The 16,528-nt window shown below is 33.1% G+C and carries 11 protein-coding genes; 1 reads left to right on the forward strand and 10 read right to left on the reverse strand.

Annotated features, from left to right (window positions below; genetic code table 11):
- Window positions 1-7: 7 nt before the first annotated feature.
- From IKZ35_03965 to IKZ35_04000, 8 genes are all read right to left on the reverse strand, one after another.
- The gene (locus IKZ35_03965) at window positions 8-2,146 is read right to left on the reverse strand and encodes an RNA-binding transcriptional accessory protein (protein ID MBR4893119.1); all 2,139 of its coding nucleotides are present in this window, start codon (window positions 2,144-2,146) and stop codon (window positions 8-10) included.
- A 2-nt stretch (window positions 2,147-2,148) separates the two neighbouring features.
- Window positions 2,149-2,850: an rRNA pseudouridine synthase gene (locus IKZ35_03970; protein MBR4893120.1), complete on the reverse strand. Its 702-nt coding sequence runs from the start codon at window positions 2,848-2,850 to the stop codon at window positions 2,149-2,151.
- 15 nt (window positions 2,851-2,865) lie between these two features.
- Window positions 2,866-4,143, reverse strand: coding sequence for an MATE family efflux transporter (locus tag IKZ35_03975; protein ID MBR4893121.1), 1,278 nt, complete (start codon window positions 4,141-4,143; stop codon window positions 2,866-2,868).
- Window positions 4,144-4,219: 76 nt separating this feature from the next.
- Window positions 4,220-4,981 carry an esterase family protein gene (locus IKZ35_03980; protein ID MBR4893122.1) on the reverse strand — a complete coding sequence of 254 codons (762 nt, stop codon included), beginning with the start codon at window positions 4,979-4,981 and terminating at the stop codon, window positions 4,220-4,222.
- A gap of 113 nt (window positions 4,982-5,094) precedes the next feature.
- The gene (locus IKZ35_03985) at window positions 5,095-6,294 is read right to left on the reverse strand and encodes an ABC transporter substrate-binding protein (GenBank protein MBR4893123.1); all 1,200 of its coding nucleotides are present in this window, start codon (window positions 6,292-6,294) and stop codon (window positions 5,095-5,097) included.
- A gap of 1 nt (window position 6,295) precedes the next feature.
- Window positions 6,296-7,030 carry an ABC transporter permease gene (locus IKZ35_03990; GenBank protein ID MBR4893124.1) on the reverse strand — a complete coding sequence of 245 codons (735 nt, stop codon included), beginning with the start codon at window positions 7,028-7,030 and terminating at the stop codon, window positions 6,296-6,298.
- 71 nt (window positions 7,031-7,101) lie between these two features.
- The gene (locus IKZ35_03995) at window positions 7,102-7,920 is read right to left on the reverse strand and encodes an ABC transporter permease (GenBank protein ID MBR4893125.1); all 819 of its coding nucleotides are present in this window, start codon (window positions 7,918-7,920) and stop codon (window positions 7,102-7,104) included.
- A gap of 3 nt (window positions 7,921-7,923) precedes the next feature.
- Window positions 7,924-9,039: an ABC transporter ATP-binding protein gene (locus IKZ35_04000; protein ID MBR4893126.1), complete on the reverse strand. Its 1,116-nt coding sequence runs from the start codon at window positions 9,037-9,039 to the stop codon at window positions 7,924-7,926.
- A 560-nt stretch (window positions 9,040-9,599) separates the two neighbouring features.
- On the opposite strand from IKZ35_04000, the gene IKZ35_04005 reads away from it, so the two are divergent.
- Window positions 9,600-10,088, forward strand: a complete 489-nt coding sequence (locus IKZ35_04005) for a superoxide dismutase family protein (protein MBR4893127.1) — start codon at window positions 9,600-9,602, stop codon at window positions 10,086-10,088.
- Between the two features lie 62 nt (window positions 10,089-10,150).
- Here the strand turns inward: IKZ35_04005 and fsa are convergent, their stop codons facing one another.
- Together fsa and IKZ35_04015 are read right to left on the reverse strand one after the other, a co-directional pair.
- The gene (gene fsa / locus IKZ35_04010; GenBank protein ID MBR4893128.1) at window positions 10,151-10,798 is read right to left on the reverse strand and encodes a fructose-6-phosphate aldolase; all 648 of its coding nucleotides are present in this window, start codon (window positions 10,796-10,798) and stop codon (window positions 10,151-10,153) included.
- 762 nt (window positions 10,799-11,560) lie between these two features.
- Window positions 11,561-16,528: leucine-rich repeat protein (locus tag IKZ35_04015; protein MBR4893129.1), on the reverse strand; the 4,968-nt coding region annotated here is incomplete at its 5' end.

The following is a 16,528-nucleotide window of genomic DNA, read 5'->3' on the forward strand; positions in this document are numbered from 1 at the left end:
TACCCTCCTATTTCATGGTAAGAGATATTCTTCCTTTATTTACATCTACATCAAGCACTTTTACTTTTACAATATCCCCTACTGCCAGTACTTCTGACGGATGTTTGATATATTTATCTGATATCTGGGAAATGTGAAGAAGACCGTCATGATGAACACCCAAGTCAACAAAAGCACCAAAGTCGATAACATTTCTAACAGTCCCTGTTAAAAGCATATCAGGTTTTAAATCTTTTATATCAAGTAAATCCGAACGAAGTTCAGGTTTAGGAGCAGAATCACGGATATCTCTGCCCGGTTTTTTTAGTTCCATAATTATATCATTTAAAGTAGGAAGACCAATGTTTAATTCTTTTGCAATTTCTGTTTTCTTATAATCTTCAACTCTTTTATCAATATCAGAAAGAGTTCCTATATCTTCTTTTTTATATCCTAAAATATCAAGAAGTTTTAAAGCAGCATCATAACTTTCAGGATGAACTGAAGTATTATCAAGCACATTTTTTCCACCTGAAATTCTTAAAAACCCTGCACACTGTAAGAACGCTTTTTCGCCAAGTTTCGGAACTTTTAAAAGTTCTTTTCTTGTTTTAAATTCACCGTTTTCTTCTCTGTATGTCAATATATTTTTCGCAACAGTAGAATTGATACCGGAAATAAAAGATAAAAGAGACGGAGATGCAGTATTAACGTCAACACCAACAGAGTTAACACAATTTTCAACTACACCTTTTAATGCTTCGGACAGTCTTTTCTGGTTCATATCGTGCTGATACTGACCAACACCAATAGCCTTAGGGTCAATCTTAACAAGTTCTGCCAACGGGTCCTGAATTCTTCTTGCTATTGACACTGCACTTCTTAGGGCAACGTCAAAATCAGGGAATTCTTCGGCACCAAGTTTAGAAGCAGAATAAACAGACGCTCCCGCTTCAGAAACTACTATATAATAAACTTCTTTATCAGTATCTTTTATTAAATCAGCAACAAATATTTCAGATTCTTTTGACGCTGTTCCATTCCCTATTGAAATTAAATCAACATCGTATTTTTTAATTAAAGAAAGAATCTTTGCTTTTGCTTCCTCAACCTTATTCTGAGGAGGAGTAGGATATATAACACAGGTATCAAGCACTTTACCTGTTTTATCTATTACTGCAATTTTACACCCTGTACGGTATGCAGGGTCAAGTCCTAAAACGGTTTTTCCTTTAAAAGGCGCTTGTAATAAAAGGTTTTTAAGATTAAGAGCAAATACTTTTATTGCATCTTCCTGAGCCTTTTCTGTTAAATAATTTCTCATTTCTCTTTCAACAGACGGGAAAATTAGTCTTTTATATGCATCTTCACACGCTGTCTTTATATACGAATAACCTATACTGTTCGTATTAACAATAATTTCTTTTTCTATAATATCAAGTGCGATGTCATCACTGATTGTTATCTTAACATTTAAAATTCCTTCGTTTTCGCCTCTGTCCATTGCTAAAATTCTATGGTTGGCAACTTTTAAAACAGGCTCTTTATAATCGTAGTACATTTCATATACTGTCTTTTCATCTTTTGAACTTTTGCTTTCTATAATTCCCTGCTTTAATATAAGGCTTCTTAATTTCTTTCTTATTTCGGCATTATCCGAAACAATTTCTGCAATAATATGCATTGCACCTTCCAATGCATCTTCTGTTGTTAAAACCTCGTTATCTATATTTATATATTCTTTTGCAATTTCCAAAATATCGCCTTTAAATATATTCTGAAGATAAATAGTATTAGCAAGTGGCTCTAACCCTTTTTCTTTTGCAATAGTTGCTTTTGTTCTCTTTTTCGGTTTAAAAGGTCTGTATATATCTTCAACTTCTGTTAAAGTTTTTGCACTGTTGATTGCAACAACCAATTCGTCAGTTAATTTTTCCTGTTCATCAATTAAACGGATAATTTCTTCTTTTCTCTGATTTAAATTTCTAAGATAATTAAGCCTGTCAAACAACTCTCTTAAAAGCTGGTCGTCAAGCGAACCTGTTTTTTCCTTTCTGTAACGCGCAATAAAAGGAATAGTACAACCTTCATCTATTAAATTAACAGTGTTTTCAACCTGCCATACATCTATTTTAAATTCTTCTGATAATACTTTTGTAATGTTCATATTTACCTTCCTTTTATTAACTCAAGTTCAAAATCTTTTAATTCACGATATTGTCCAGGCTCAAGCGTTTCGTCAAGCTCAAGATTTCCTATTATCGTTCGTTTTAAATATATTACTTTATTATTAACACTCTCAAACATTCTTTTAACCTGATGAAATTTTCCTTCATACAGATCTATATAGCATTTTTTATCTTCAATAGGTATAACTTTTGATTTTTTAGTTAAATATCCGTCATCAAGTATAACTCCATTTTCAAGTTTTACTATATCTTCATCGCTTAAAGTATCTCTAAGATGCACTAAATATCTTTTTCTTACATGGCATCTTGGTCCTGTTATAAAATGATTAAGGTCGCCATCATCAGTTAAAAATACAAAACCCTCAGTATCAATATCAAGCCTTCCTGCAGGTGCAACCCTTTTTTTAATTAAAGGATCCAAAATTAAATCAAGAACAGTTTTATTATAATCATCCTCGGTTGAGGTTATATATCCTTGAGGTTTATTAAGCATAACATAAAGGTTTGATTTAAACACAACTTTTTCGCCCATATAAAAAACTTCATCTTTTTCTTCGTTCACTTTAAAAGACGGGTCTTTTACTATATTTGAGTTAACCGACACCATACCTTTTCTTATTATTTTTGTAAGTTCACTTCTTGAGCCTTTACCCATATTGGATAAAAGTTTATCTAATCTTATCATCTTTATACCTTTCTAAACTCTTTTAAGCCATGTCCCTTTTATATATCGTGTTCCAAATATAATGGCTCTGAATAACCAATCACAAGTCATTGCATACCATACTCCCATAACGCCCATATTCATATACAAGCCGAATACATAACTTAACCCTACCCTGAATATCCACATAGATGTTATGGATAAAATCATAGTAAATTTAACGTCATTCGCAGCCCTGAAAGAGTTAGGCAAAGTAAAGGCAGTAGGCCAGATTAAGGAAACTGCAAGAGAATGATATATTATAAGTTTATATGTAAGTTCACTTGATTCGTACGAAAGATTATAAAAACTTATAAGAGGCTTAGCAAAAATACACATAAAAACTGAAATTGTAAATATTGATAAATAGGCTATTGTAAGAAGTTTTAAAGCATATTTTTTAGCCTGTTCCTTTTCCCTGGCTCCCACACATTGACCTATTATAGTTATCATAGTAAGCCCTATTGCATTTCCTGGTATATATTGAATGGGGGAAATGGCGTTTCCAACTGCATTTGCAGCAATCTGAGCAGTTCCGAATGTTGAAATAAGGCTTTGTGTCATAACCTTTCCAAATTGAAACATACTGTTTTCAAAACCGTTGGGAATTCCAATTGAGCATATTTTTTTAATAAGCAGAAAATTCGGTTTATAATGTATAAGTTTTTCAACATATACAATATTCTTTTTATTATGAACAAAAATAAGCATTAAGGCTGCACCGATAATACGGGCTACAAGTGTTGCAATAGCAGCACCGGCAGCCCCCATATGAAAAACAAAAATTAATAGAGCGTTACCCAACACATTTATTGCATTCATAACAATAGAAATATTTAAAGATATTTTAGAATTGCCCATAGACCTGAATATTGCCGCACAAGAGTTATACAAAGCGAAAAATGGAAATGACATAGCAGTAAATAAAAAATATACTTTTGCATTTTCCATAACAAGTTGGTCTATACTTCCGAAAATCCATCTTAAAAGGGGCTCTCTTAAAATAAGTGCAATAATCATCAGCGCTGAGGAAATTGACAAAACAATCCAGATAAGTTGTTTTGCTGAAGATTTAGCATTTTCCAAATCATTTCTGCCAATAAACTGGGAAATAACAACTGCACCGCCACCTGCCAGAGCAGTGAATAAATATATCATAAGCAGGTTAACAGTATCCACTAAAGAAACCCCTGAAACTGCAGCTTCTCCCGCACTGGCAACCATAATCGAATCTGCCATACCTGTTGTTATTGCAAGAGTTTGTTCAAGCATTAAAGGTATAATAATTTTTGCTAAATGACGAGATGAAAACAGCAAACTTCTTCCCTTCTTTCAAAAAACGAACCTCTTATTTAAACATCCAGTCTAATGCATAAGGTATATACACATCCCAGAAATCCCAAGTGTGAATTCCTTCTGATTCCTGATATGTATAATCATAATCAAGTTTTTCCATAAATTCTTTAAACTTTACATTATCTTCATATAAAAAGTCTTCAGTTCCAACGCCCATATAAATACGAGGCTTTAAAGGATTTGAATTGCATTTTTTTGCAAGATGGAATAAATTTTCATCTTCAGGAATATTAATATCTTCTCCAAAAATAGGCACCAATGTATCTTTAAAGAAGTTAACCATATTTTCAATATCTGCAACAGAAGATAAACCTGCACATGCACAGAATCTGTCAGGGTTTTTAAGGGCAATCTTTAGTGCACCGTATCCACCCATAGACTGACCTGCAATATATGTATCTTCTCTCTTATCTGATACATTAAAGAATTCGCCTATAACCTTTGGAACTTCTTCTGCAATATATGTATAGTATTTTCCACCGTATTTCATATCAGTATAAAAACTTCTGCCTCCGCAAGGCATAACAACGCACACACCGTATCTGTTTGCGTATCTTTCAATAGAAGTACGTCTTAACCATATGCTTTCGTCATCACTTAAACCGTGAAGTAAATATAAACATTTATACTTTTCATTTTTTGTATTGTTATTTGTACCGATTTCCCCGCTTGTACTGCTCTGAGGTATAATAACATTAACTACTGAATGCATCTGTAATGCTTCGCTAAAAAATTTAAGTTCACATAAAGCCATAATATTATCTCCTTTATAATATTTTTTCTTATAATTATATCATATATATTAAATTTTGTATAGACTAAATATATATAAAATTAACCCGATTAAACTTAATCGGGCTAATTTATTTAATAATTATCTCTTATTTTTTTAATGATAAAATTCCAGCCAAAAATTACAAGTAGAAGCAGTATAATTCCAAGGCTTGTAATATATACCCATGGCTCAACAGAATTCTCAATTTTTAATGTTTCCCATAAACTATTTTGAAGTTTTAGGGTTTCAGGGTCAAGATTTTTATAATATGTTGTTTTAAAATCTACACTTTCAGGATATAAAATATCCATTGCATTTTCATTCCATTCGGTCATATCCTCTATATAAGTTTCATTATTTCTTACATTGTCAAGAGGAGATGAATATGCAATATACTCTGCATTTGCTATCGCTATTTCATCACTTAACATAAAGTTAATATATATTTCTGCAAGTTCTTTGTTTTTTGCACATTCAGGGATGCACATAGCATCAACAAAAATATTAGTTCCTTCTTCGGGATAATAAAATCTTAAACTGTCATTACTGTCATACATAGTAAGATAATCTCCTGCATAGTAAGGAGCGATTGCAGCCGAGCCATTTTTCATTTTATTGAAAATTTCGTCCATTACATAACTCTGAACAAGAGGTTTTTGCACTTTTAACTTTTGTGAAGCATCTTCCCACACCCTAACATCTGTGGTATTAACATCCCCACCGGCAGAATAAATTGCAGTTCCGAATGCATCACGTGGATTATTAAACTGAAGTATCTGCCCCTTATATTTTTCATTCCATAACAAGTCCCACTTGCCTGTATCTTCTTCATCTACCATTTTTTCGTTATATATTATTCCTACCATTCCTGAGGTGTATGGCACTGAATATTCGTTATAAGGGTCATAGAACAAATCTTTATACGCACTGTTAACAAATTCGTAATTTGGAATATTTGAAAAGTCAAGTTTTAGAAGCATATCTTCCAAAATCATCTTTTCTATCATATAATCTGAAGGAATTATAATATCATAAGATGCAGAACCGCTTTTTATCTTATTATACATATCTTCATTACTTGCGTATGTTGTATAATTAACCACAACATCCATATCAAGTTCTTCTTTGCAATAACGCTCAAATTCGTCATTTACATTCAAAGATTCTTCAGAACCGTCTGAGATATATTCTCCCCAGTTATATACATTAAGAGTAACTGTTTCATTACTTTTGGAACTGCAACCACAAAGGGTTAATAAGATTAGAAAGGATATAAATATTAACTTCTTCATTTTACTGCCCCTTTCCGTCTGTGGTTTTTTTCTTAGATGAAATATTAGATAAAACCATAAGAATAGTTACTGTAAGAATCATTAAAGTTGAAAGAGCGTAAATATCAGGTTTAACTTCCTTTTTAGTCATTGAATAAATAAGAAGCGGAAGTGTCTGAAAATCGTTACCTGTTGTAAAATAACTTATAACAAAATCGTCTAAAGAGAGAGTAAATGCAAGAATAAACCCTGAAACTACTCCAGACATAATGTTAGGTAGTTCAACCTTAAAGAAAGAACGCACAGGTGTACATCCTAAATCCATCGCTGCCTCCGGAAGAGCCTTGTTCATTTCAAGCAATTTAGGCCTTACTGATAAAATAACATAAGGCAGACAAAAAGTTATATGGGCTATAAGGAGAGTTGTAAAGGTAAGTTTATCTTCATTACCAAGCATTGTCCCCACAAAAACAAATAATAGCATCATTGATATCCCTGTTACAATATCAGGGTTCATCATAGGAATATTTGTTGCAGAAAGAAGAGCACCTTTTGTGTATTTTCTTTTAAACTTTGTAATACCTACTGCAGCGGCAGTACCGATAACGGTAGATACAGTTGATGCGCTTATTGCAAGTAAAAGTGTATTTTTAAGCGCAGTAAATGTTTCAGGACTGTTAAACAGTTCTTTATACCAATATAGCGACAAACCTGTTAAATCGCCTGTGTTTGCAGTGCTGTTAAAAGAAAAAAGCATAAGAACTAAAATAGGAATATATAAAATTGTAAATATAAGTGCAATATAGATTTTTGAAAATATTTTCAATTTTAGTTGCCTCCTTCTTTTTCTGCAAATTTATTCATTATAGCAAGAGAAATAAGCACAAGAATCATCATAACAAGAGAGATTGCCGCCCCTACGTTATATGTTGTACTGTTCTGAAACTGACGCTCTATTGTATCCCCTATAAGTTCAAATGTTCCTCCCCCTAATTTCTGGGAAATGTAAAATGTGCTTATTGAGGGTACAAAAACCATAGTTACTCCTGATATAATGCCTGAAGAAGATAAAGGAAGAACAACTTTTGTAATAGTTTCAAAATAATTACATCCCAAATCTCCTGCTGCTTCTATAACTGAATTATCAAGTTTGGATATAGTTGTATAAATAGGAAGCACCATATAAGGAAAAAAGTCATAAACCATACCAAAAATTACTGCACCTTTTGTACCTATAAGATGCAACTTGCCAAGGTTAAAATATGCTAAGATACTGTTTAAAAAACCTCCGTCATCCATAATAGCCATCATGGAATATGTTCTTATTAAAAGATTAGTCCACATCGGAAGCATAATAAGTGTTATCATTATTTTCTGAGACTTTTCACCGCTTTTTGCTATCATATATGCCAAAGGATATCCTAATACAAAACAAATAAATGTTGCAATTACCGATAAACTTACTGAAAGGTAAAAGGTATTAACATGCTCCTTTAAGGAAAAAATGTTATCCAAGGTAAATGCTCCGTCAGGAGTTGTAAATGTATAGTAAATAACAAATAACAGTGGTGCTATTATAAAAAGCAGGGTCCAGAAAATATGTGGAGCAGCAACAAATCTGCCAAGTCCGCCTTTTGTTTTTTCCATTTCTTATTCCTCCACTGTTTCTGTGTTTGAAAGTTCTTCAATTTCATCACTGAATGTTGAATAATCTCCATACTGACCAGAATAATCTGACTTTCTCATTATATGAATAGCCTCAGGCTCAATAAAAATACCTATCTCGGCATTAACATCAACAAAATCAGTAGACTGAATCATCCACTTAAATCCATTTATATCAACTATAATTTCATAATGAACGCCTTTAAACGTTACTGCTGTTACAACACCTTTTAACATTCCCTTATCAATGTCAACAATATCAACATCTTCAGGTCGAACAACAACGTCAACCAGTTCCTTTTTATCAAAACCTTTGTCAACGCAATCAAAGGTATGGCCAGAAAAAGTAACCTTAAAGTCCTCATTCATAATTCCGTCAACAATGTTACTTTCACCTATAAAATCTGCAACAAAAGCATTAACAGGCTCATTATAAATATCAGTAGGAGTACCTATCTGCTGAATCTGACCGTCAGCCATAACAACAACAACATCAGACATAGAAAGGGCTTCTTCCTGGTCGTGAGTAACATATATAAAAGTTATACCGGTATGCTTCTGAATTTTTTTAAGTTCATTCTGCATATCTTTTCTCAATTTTAAATCAAGAGCACCAAGAGGCTCATCTAAAAGAAGTATTCTTGGCTTATTTATAAGGGCACGTGCTATTGCAACTCTCTGCTGCTGACCGCCTGAAAGTTTTGTAACATTTTTTCTTTCAAAGCCTTTTAAAGCAACAAGTTCAAGCATTTCTTTAACTCTTCTAATTATTTCTTTATTAGGAATTTTCTGAAGTCTTAGAGCAAAAGCAACATTTTCAAATACGTTAAGATGCGGAAAAAGAGCATACTTCTGAAAAACAGTATTGATATGTCTTTTATATGGAGGAAGGTCGTTAATTTTCTTTCCTTCAAATAAAACTTCGCCACTGTCAGGAGTTTCAAAACCTCCTACAATCCTTAATGTCGTAGTTTTACCGCAACCTGAAGGACCAAGCAAAGTAACAAACTGCTTATCATATATATCAAGGGTGATATTATCAAGGACTTTTTCAGAATCAAACTCCTTGGAAATATTTTTTAATTCAATAATTTTTTTCATACCCAATTCCCCACCTTAAAATAATTTATAAACAAAAACGGTAAGCAATATGACACATTGCTTACCGTGAAATCACAATATATAATAACCTAAAAAAATGGATAATTATACTATCTGATAGGTTTTAGAGTGTAAGTAAAGATTGTTTACGCGTACTCTTATTGACCGTTTCACAAGCCGATGTGTGCATCGCAAATGGTTATAAAGTAACCAACTTATAAAATTTGAGCTTTTAACTCAATCAATAAGGCAGATATTCCCTGCCAACCGATTAAATCGGTTTTCGGCGTTCGACCCGGCTGTCCGTCTGGCCTTAGCTTGTAAAAAAACACAAGCGGTCGTACATTCTCACTCTTGGAAACCCTATCGTAAAAGGCGTATACTTCCAATTGTTTAATGATAATTTAGTATAACATACTATTACTTTAGTGTCAATAAAAAATGTCGAATAAAGTATATTAAAACAAGGAATATTTCAATACAAACTCCTCCTTAGCTTATAACATTATATTTATTTTTTTCATAAAATATTTATATATTTTATAATAAGGAGTTTTTTTATGTTTAATATAAATTTTAATACTCTTCTAAATACTAAACCAAGAGCCATAGCACAAATTAAGGGGAGTAAAAATTATCCCAAAATATCAGGAAATGTTTATTTTTATCCTGTTAATTTGGGTATAGTTATGGTAACTATAATAAATAATCTTCCATGTTCAGATATGAAATGTAAAAATAGTGTTTTTGCATTCCATATTCACGAGGGTACAAGTTGCACAGGAGATGAAAGTGATTATTTTAAAAACTCTTTAACACACTATAATCCCGATAATTGTGCTCATCCTTACCACGCAGGAGATTTACCTCCGCTTTTTTGTGTAAAAAATATGGCTTTTTCTTCCTTTTTAACAGACCGTTTTAATCTAAATGAAATTATAGGGAAAACTGTTATAATACACTCTATGCCTGATGATTTTAGAACTCAACCGTCAGGTAATGCAGGAGAAAAAATTGCCTGTGGTGTTATAAAAAGAATAAATTTTTAGTATTGTAAAAGAAAAAATAAGCCCATAGTTTTTTTATGGGCTTAGATTAAGTTTAAAATTAATTATATATTAGACATCTTTTCCCAATCTTTCATAAATATACTGATACCATTATCGGTTAAAGGATGTTTCATCATCTGCATTATTACTTTATAAGGAATTGTAGAAATATGAGCACCTGCCAACGCAGCACTAACTGTATCTTCAGGGCTTCTTATACTTGCTGCAATAATTTCTGTAGATATACCGTGCATATCAAAAATCTGGGCAACTTTTTCAATAAGAGCATTGCCTTCAGAAGAAATATCATTTAGTCTGCCTACAAACGGGCTAACATATGTTGCACCTGACTTAGCTGCAAGAAGCGCCTGTGATGGAGAAAATATCAATGTAACATTTGTTTTAATTCCCTCTTTACTAAGAATACTTACTGCTTTTAAACCTTCAGCACACATTGGAATTTTAATTACTATATTTTTATCAATATTAGCAAGTTCTCTTGCCTCTTTTACCATATTTTCACAATCAAGACTTATAACTTCTGCTGATATAGGTCCGTCAACCAAACTTGAAATTTCTTTAACAACCTGTTTAAAATCTCTTCCTTCTTTTGCTATAAGCGAAGGATTTGTTGTTACACCACTTAAAAAACCATATTGATACACTTCTCTGATTTCTTCAATATTGGCTGTGTCAATAAAAATTTTCATAATAAAAACCTCCCATTTTTTCTTATATATATTTCTAACTAAAGTATATTACATAAATTGATTTTATACAAGATGTTTTATCATAACATTTAAAGAAAATAAGTCAACTCAAAAACAAAAAAAATATAGACAGTTTAAATTCGTCACAAATTCTACTTTTTGACTTTAATTCTTTGAATAATAACATAGACTATATTTATAAGAACAAAACCTATAATACTTGGTAGCCAAACAATATAAATTGCTAAAACAGCATCACTATGTAAAAATAATTTTATTTCTTCCAAAAATCCTTTATATCTTCCAATTAAAAATACATTTTTTATTATTGAATACAACAACAAAGGTAAATAAATAACTATACTCAAAAAAGGCTTTTTAAAGGACCAGAACAAACAAAATATACCTATCGGAGCAAAAAAAACACAATAACATACAAATATATATTTCATTCATAAAATCATCTCCGTTTAGTATTCGATAATATTTGAAACAATCTAATTAAGGCTCGTGTCAAGTCGGGAGAACAGTGAATAATAAGAACCATCACGAAATATTACGAAATCATAGATTTCTATATTTCGGAGAACCTTGTTGTTTTTACAATATGGACCTACTAACTTTTCCCTATTTTTTCACCTGTTTTTCCTTAAACACATCCAATTAGAACCCGCAGGAATATTAGATTTTCCTGCCCGATATGTAAATATTTATTATCGGCAAACTAATCTTTTAAATTGTATGGACTTGACACGAGTACTTTTACTTATTTACACGAATACTTTCTGTTCTATAACCATATTCGGTATATGAACCATCACTAGTTAAACGAATTTTAACGGTGTTGCCAAGAACTCTAATTGTCTGTCCAGCAAGCTCTGTTCCGCTATATTCACCGATTATATTGTCATTTGAATCATAAATGATAATATAATCCCATCCACTTTCAGTTTCCGTATCATCTGAGAAAGTGACATCTATACTCGTGCAATCACCACTATATGTATATACTTTCGTTTCATCAATGTTGTTTCCATATGGATGTGTGGATTCTAACACGAGGTCACCAACAACACCATATGCTACATTTCCTAATGGTTTTAGTGTGTTTGATGATTCCCAGAAGAATGCTTTCACTTCCATATCTTTACAATCTTCGCCAACTTCTATTCTAAAAGTCGCATCGGTGTCATTCTTGGTTACCGGCTTGCTGTCCATAGCAACCAATCTTCCATCTTCATTATAAATAGCAAAGAACGTGGTGCAGTCTTCGAAAATATAGTTATATTTTATGTTCGCAACCACTTTGCCTTCATCATAATAACAACTTATAATATCGGCATTTACAGAAGCATTTTCATCATAATTGTAAATAAAATCTGCGTACATCAAATCATCGTTACGATATTCAACGTCTACATTCTGCCAATCCTCTTGTGAACCATAATATAATACAGTTTTTAAGTTTTCGCAATTATAGAATGCTCTGTAATCAATAAATGTCAGACTCTTGGGTAGTACAACTGTACCTGCTTGGCAACCTAAAAATGCAGTTTCACAAATTGTAGTAACACCCGCAGAAACTACAACCGATGTGTTTTCTTTGCCCATAGGATATTGCATTAACATTGTCTTATCCTTGTTATATAACACTCCATCTACTGCTGTGTAATGTGTATTATTACCGCTGACATTAATTTCACTTAAATTATAACACCATGAAAATGCAGCAGTCTCAATGTTTATTACACTTGCCGGTATAGTAACAGTGCTAATTGCAGAACCTGTGAATGCATATCCATTTATGTCTGTTACACTATCAGGTATTATAACTGTTGTTAAGTTTTCGTTATCTGCTAACGCAGTAGCTGAAATAACTTTAACAGTATTTGGGATTGAATAACTATCGCCTATTTTTCCGGCAGGATATTTAACCAGTCTTGTTTTGTCTTTATCAAACAGAACATTATCAACTACACAAAAATGCTCGTTTTCATCAGCGACACTGATTGTTGCAAGAGTATATAGACAATCTAATGCCCATTCAGATATACTTTCTATACTACTTGGTAGTGTTAATGATGTGATTTCCACCTCATTCTCATACAAACATTCTTCAAAGGCATAATCATCAATTCCAACAACTGAAAATTCACCTAATGTTGCAGGAATTTCAACTTCAGTATTAGTTCCATTATAACTTACTATAATTGCCTTACCATCAGATAGCACATATGTATAATCACCATCTGTAAACCGCTCTCGTTCTGCATAGAAATAATCCCAATCTCCTTCGCCAACTTCAATTTTCTCAGTAGTATTATTCACAAACGAAACATAAATTTCATGTTCATCATCATCTGCATCAAAAGGAATAGAAAACTCTTTTTCCTTAGTTCCGGCAGGTATTGCAATTTCAAGAGTTTTTTCAGTTTCTCCATCATAATTTAAAATTTCTATAATGGCAACACAGTTTTTATATGCATAATCAAACCAAAGCGTACCTTCTACTGCAGAACCTGTAAAGTCAACTTCTCCAAATCCACCATAGACAGTATCTTCGTTATAGTCAAACACTTTGTCTGCGTTTACTAAAGCATCGTTGTTTTCACCTATGGTGATTGCATTCCATTGTTCCTCTGTGCCTATGTAATTGACGGTTTCAAGATAGTCACATCCTTCAAAGGCATTAGCACCGATTTCTGTAATTGTATCAGGTATAAAAACAGTTTCAAATTCAGCATCTTTAAAAGATGAATCTACAATCTTTGTTATAGTATATCCATCAAGTGAAACTGGAATCCATAACTCATAATCATTATACTCATATCCAATTATTTCAGCAGTGGTGTCATCTATAGGGAAGTAGTAGAAACCATCGGAGGAGCTTGGTTCTGAATATTTTGCATAGAGTGTTGTATTTTCTGTATAAACATCACCTTCTGTTATCGCAGTTGTATATTCTTTGTCTTTATAAAACCCTTCAAATCGATAACCGGATTTTTCGGGAGCTTCGGGAATTTCAACTGTGGTTCCTTTTACTATTCTTTGAGTGGAAATAACATCATCTTCGTCGTCTAAGAATATTATCTCGCAGGTGTTTTCTGTGAATTTTGCAGTAAGAGTAATTGCTTCTGTTACTTGGAAACGATATGTTGCTTCTGACGATATGATTGTTTCTCCGTTGTACCATCCTGAAAACTCTTCATTTTCAGCAGGAGTTGCAACAACCTCTGCAAACTCACCCTTATAGTATTCTCCTCCGGTACTTACAACACCGTTTCCTATTGCATTAGTCTCTACTGTAATAGGTTCTGCATCTTCAAAAACTTCGGCCTCGGAAACTTCCACACTATTTGAAGAAAGCATATAGGTCGCAATCTCGGTTGCTTTAAGATTTTCGGCAGTGCCTGTTAAAGTATCATCCTTTTTAACCGACATATTATTATAGTTAATAACCTTTGTCGAACCGGTGTTAATATCTCTCTCCTGAACAGAATAAGTCACTTCGCCGTCATCTGTTGCTATAACTTCAATTCTATATTCTTCATCTTGTGGTAAGTATACAATCTTTTGACCATTTTCGTCTATGAATGGAACAATTGCACTGCCATCAATTTTCTGCGGAGTATTATCATACACCGCAGCTACAAGATTGTCATTACTATCATAAATTTCCATGTCAACAGGACAGTTTAAGTAAAGTGTTCTGAGCCTCTTATCCGAAAAATCATCTTCATCAATTGCATCAAGCCATGCCATACAAAGCTCCGGATAGTGACCTTGAGCAATCCCTGATGTATTTTGAAGTAAAGTATAAACATTATCAAATCCTAAATCTATAATCAATCCTACAAGGGTATCTACTGCATCACTTGACACTGAAATTCCTATGTTTTCAAAAGCATCTTTTACTGCAGAACGGGTTGTTAAATATGCTGTCCCTGCTATAGCCCATGTATTAGGATTAAGCAGATATGTTCCTTCAACTAGATATAACAACGAGCGGCTTTTCATTTCGTCAAGCAAGCTATTCGCCAACTCTTCTGTTTTTCCTAAGCCAACAATATTTTCACCAATATATTCAAACATTTCTTGGAATTCGTTTTCATAGTTAGAAGGATTTCCTATGTTCTCGGCAAGCTTGTCTATCACCTTTTCAAGATAAACACCTTGAGTACCATATCCATTCTTAATTAAATTTTTATTTGATGCAAAAGTATAATAATATGTAAAATCATCCACTTTATAATCTGATTTATGATACTGTGCAAAGTAGTCAAGCATGTCATTTCTTAAATCATAGTAATTCTTATTAGTTTGAGCAGATGGCAAATATTTTGTAATGCCGTATCTGTCATAACCCCATTTACGCATAGCAACCATAGGGACAAAGTCATGCTGATTTACAATACTGAAAATGTTATTATAAAGCCCAGTTTCATTATCGGGATTCACAACACCAGCAGGTGCTTCAAAACAATATGCGTAAATATTTTCAGGAGTAAGTGTTACCATCGAACCAATTGCACTTGGGTTTTCGTCAAAATATGCGGCGGTAAGGTTTGTTGTTGCCGCTGCACGGCTATATCCTGTAATCCACAACTTGATATTTCCGCCAATTCTTTGACTTGCTATATATGTTTTTATAAACTCTACTACCTGTTTACGCGCTAACTCAAAACCAGCATGATGATCATTGCTTCCAACGTTAAAGTTTCCGCCCCATTCATTCTCATAACCACCGCCACGGATTGCCACCGCAATTAGTGTATAGTTACCATCGGGATATATGACATGCTTTCTTCCTGCGATGACACCAATCGAATTACGTTCAGGTGGCTCTGTGAATTCATCATTATAGTCTACACCAACAAATCCCAACTGACCGAGAAAGTTTGCCACATTTTGAGGCGCATTATCGTAAATTTTCTCTATTACTTCACCATTGTCGTCTTTCAATTTTTGAATTTTACCATATGCAGACAGGGCCAACCGCATTGATGTTTTTGCCAAATCATGATTATATGAGTAAGCATTATTCTTAAAATAATAATCATAATAATCAAAATATGCAGAACCCTTGCCTGATGCAAAATTAAATTCTCCATTGCTTATACTTACAGGAGGAAGATATTCATATTCTATAGGCGGAAGATTATTATAATGAATCGTTGCATTAGTTAAATATGAATTTATCCCCCCAATACTGATTTTCGCCCAATCATATTCACTTCCACTATAATATACATCTGTTAGGCTATGGCAATCATAAAACGCTCCATTACCAATGCTTGTTACTCCTTCGGGGATGGTGATGCTTGTTAGGCTTATACAATACTGAAACGCATACTTATCAATGCTTGTTACTCCTTCGGGGATGGTGTATGTTGTATCACTCTTGCCTGCCGGATACTTAATAAGTCTTGTCTTGTTTTTATCAAACAAAACACCATTAACAGAACTGAAATTCGGGTTATTTACATCTACTGTAATGTTTATAAGGCTTTCGCAATCATCAAACGCACCATTGCCAATGCTTGTTACGCTATCGGGGATGGTGATGCTTGTTAGGCTTTCGCAATAATAAAATGCACCATAACCAATGCTTGTTACTCCTTCAGGGATGGTGATGCTTGTTAGGCTTTCGCAATAACAAAATGCACTATAACCAATGCTTGTTACGCTATCGGGGATGGTGATGCTTGTTAGGCTTTCGCAATAATAAAA

It is taken from the genome of Clostridia bacterium (assembly GCA_017554615.1).
Classification (GTDB): domain Bacteria; phylum Bacillota; class Clostridia; order UMGS1840; family HGM11507; genus SIG450.

Excerpts from the sequence above, each read along its gene's own strand:
- IKZ35_03965 (MBR4893119.1), bottom strand. The coding sequence starts at position 2,146 with ATGAACATTACAAAAGTATTATCAGAAGAATTTAAAATAGATGTATGG.
- IKZ35_03990 (MBR4893124.1), bottom strand. The coding sequence starts at position 7,030 with ATGCTTTTTTCTTTTAACAGCACTGCAAACACAGGCGATTTAACAGGT.
- IKZ35_03985 (MBR4893123.1), bottom strand. The coding sequence starts at position 6,294 with ATGAAGAAGTTAATATTTATATCCTTTCTAATCTTATTAACCCTTTGT.
- IKZ35_04000 (MBR4893126.1), bottom strand. The coding sequence starts at position 9,039 with ATGAAAAAAATTATTGAATTAAAAAATATTTCCAAGGAGTTTGATTCT.
- IKZ35_04005 (MBR4893127.1), top strand. The coding sequence starts at position 9,600 with ATGTTTAATATAAATTTTAATACTCTTCTAAATACTAAACCAAGAGCC.
- IKZ35_03995 (MBR4893125.1), bottom strand. The coding sequence starts at position 7,920 with ATGGAAAAAACAAAAGGCGGACTTGGCAGATTTGTTGCTGCTCCACAT.
- fsa (MBR4893128.1), bottom strand. The coding sequence starts at position 10,798 with ATGAAAATTTTTATTGACACAGCCAATATTGAAGAAATCAGAGAAGTG.
- IKZ35_03975 (MBR4893121.1), bottom strand. The coding sequence starts at position 4,143 with ATGCTTGAACAAACTCTTGCAATAACAACAGGTATGGCAGATTCGATT.
- IKZ35_03980 (MBR4893122.1), bottom strand. The coding sequence starts at position 4,981 with ATGGCTTTATGTGAACTTAAATTTTTTAGCGAAGCATTACAGATGCAT.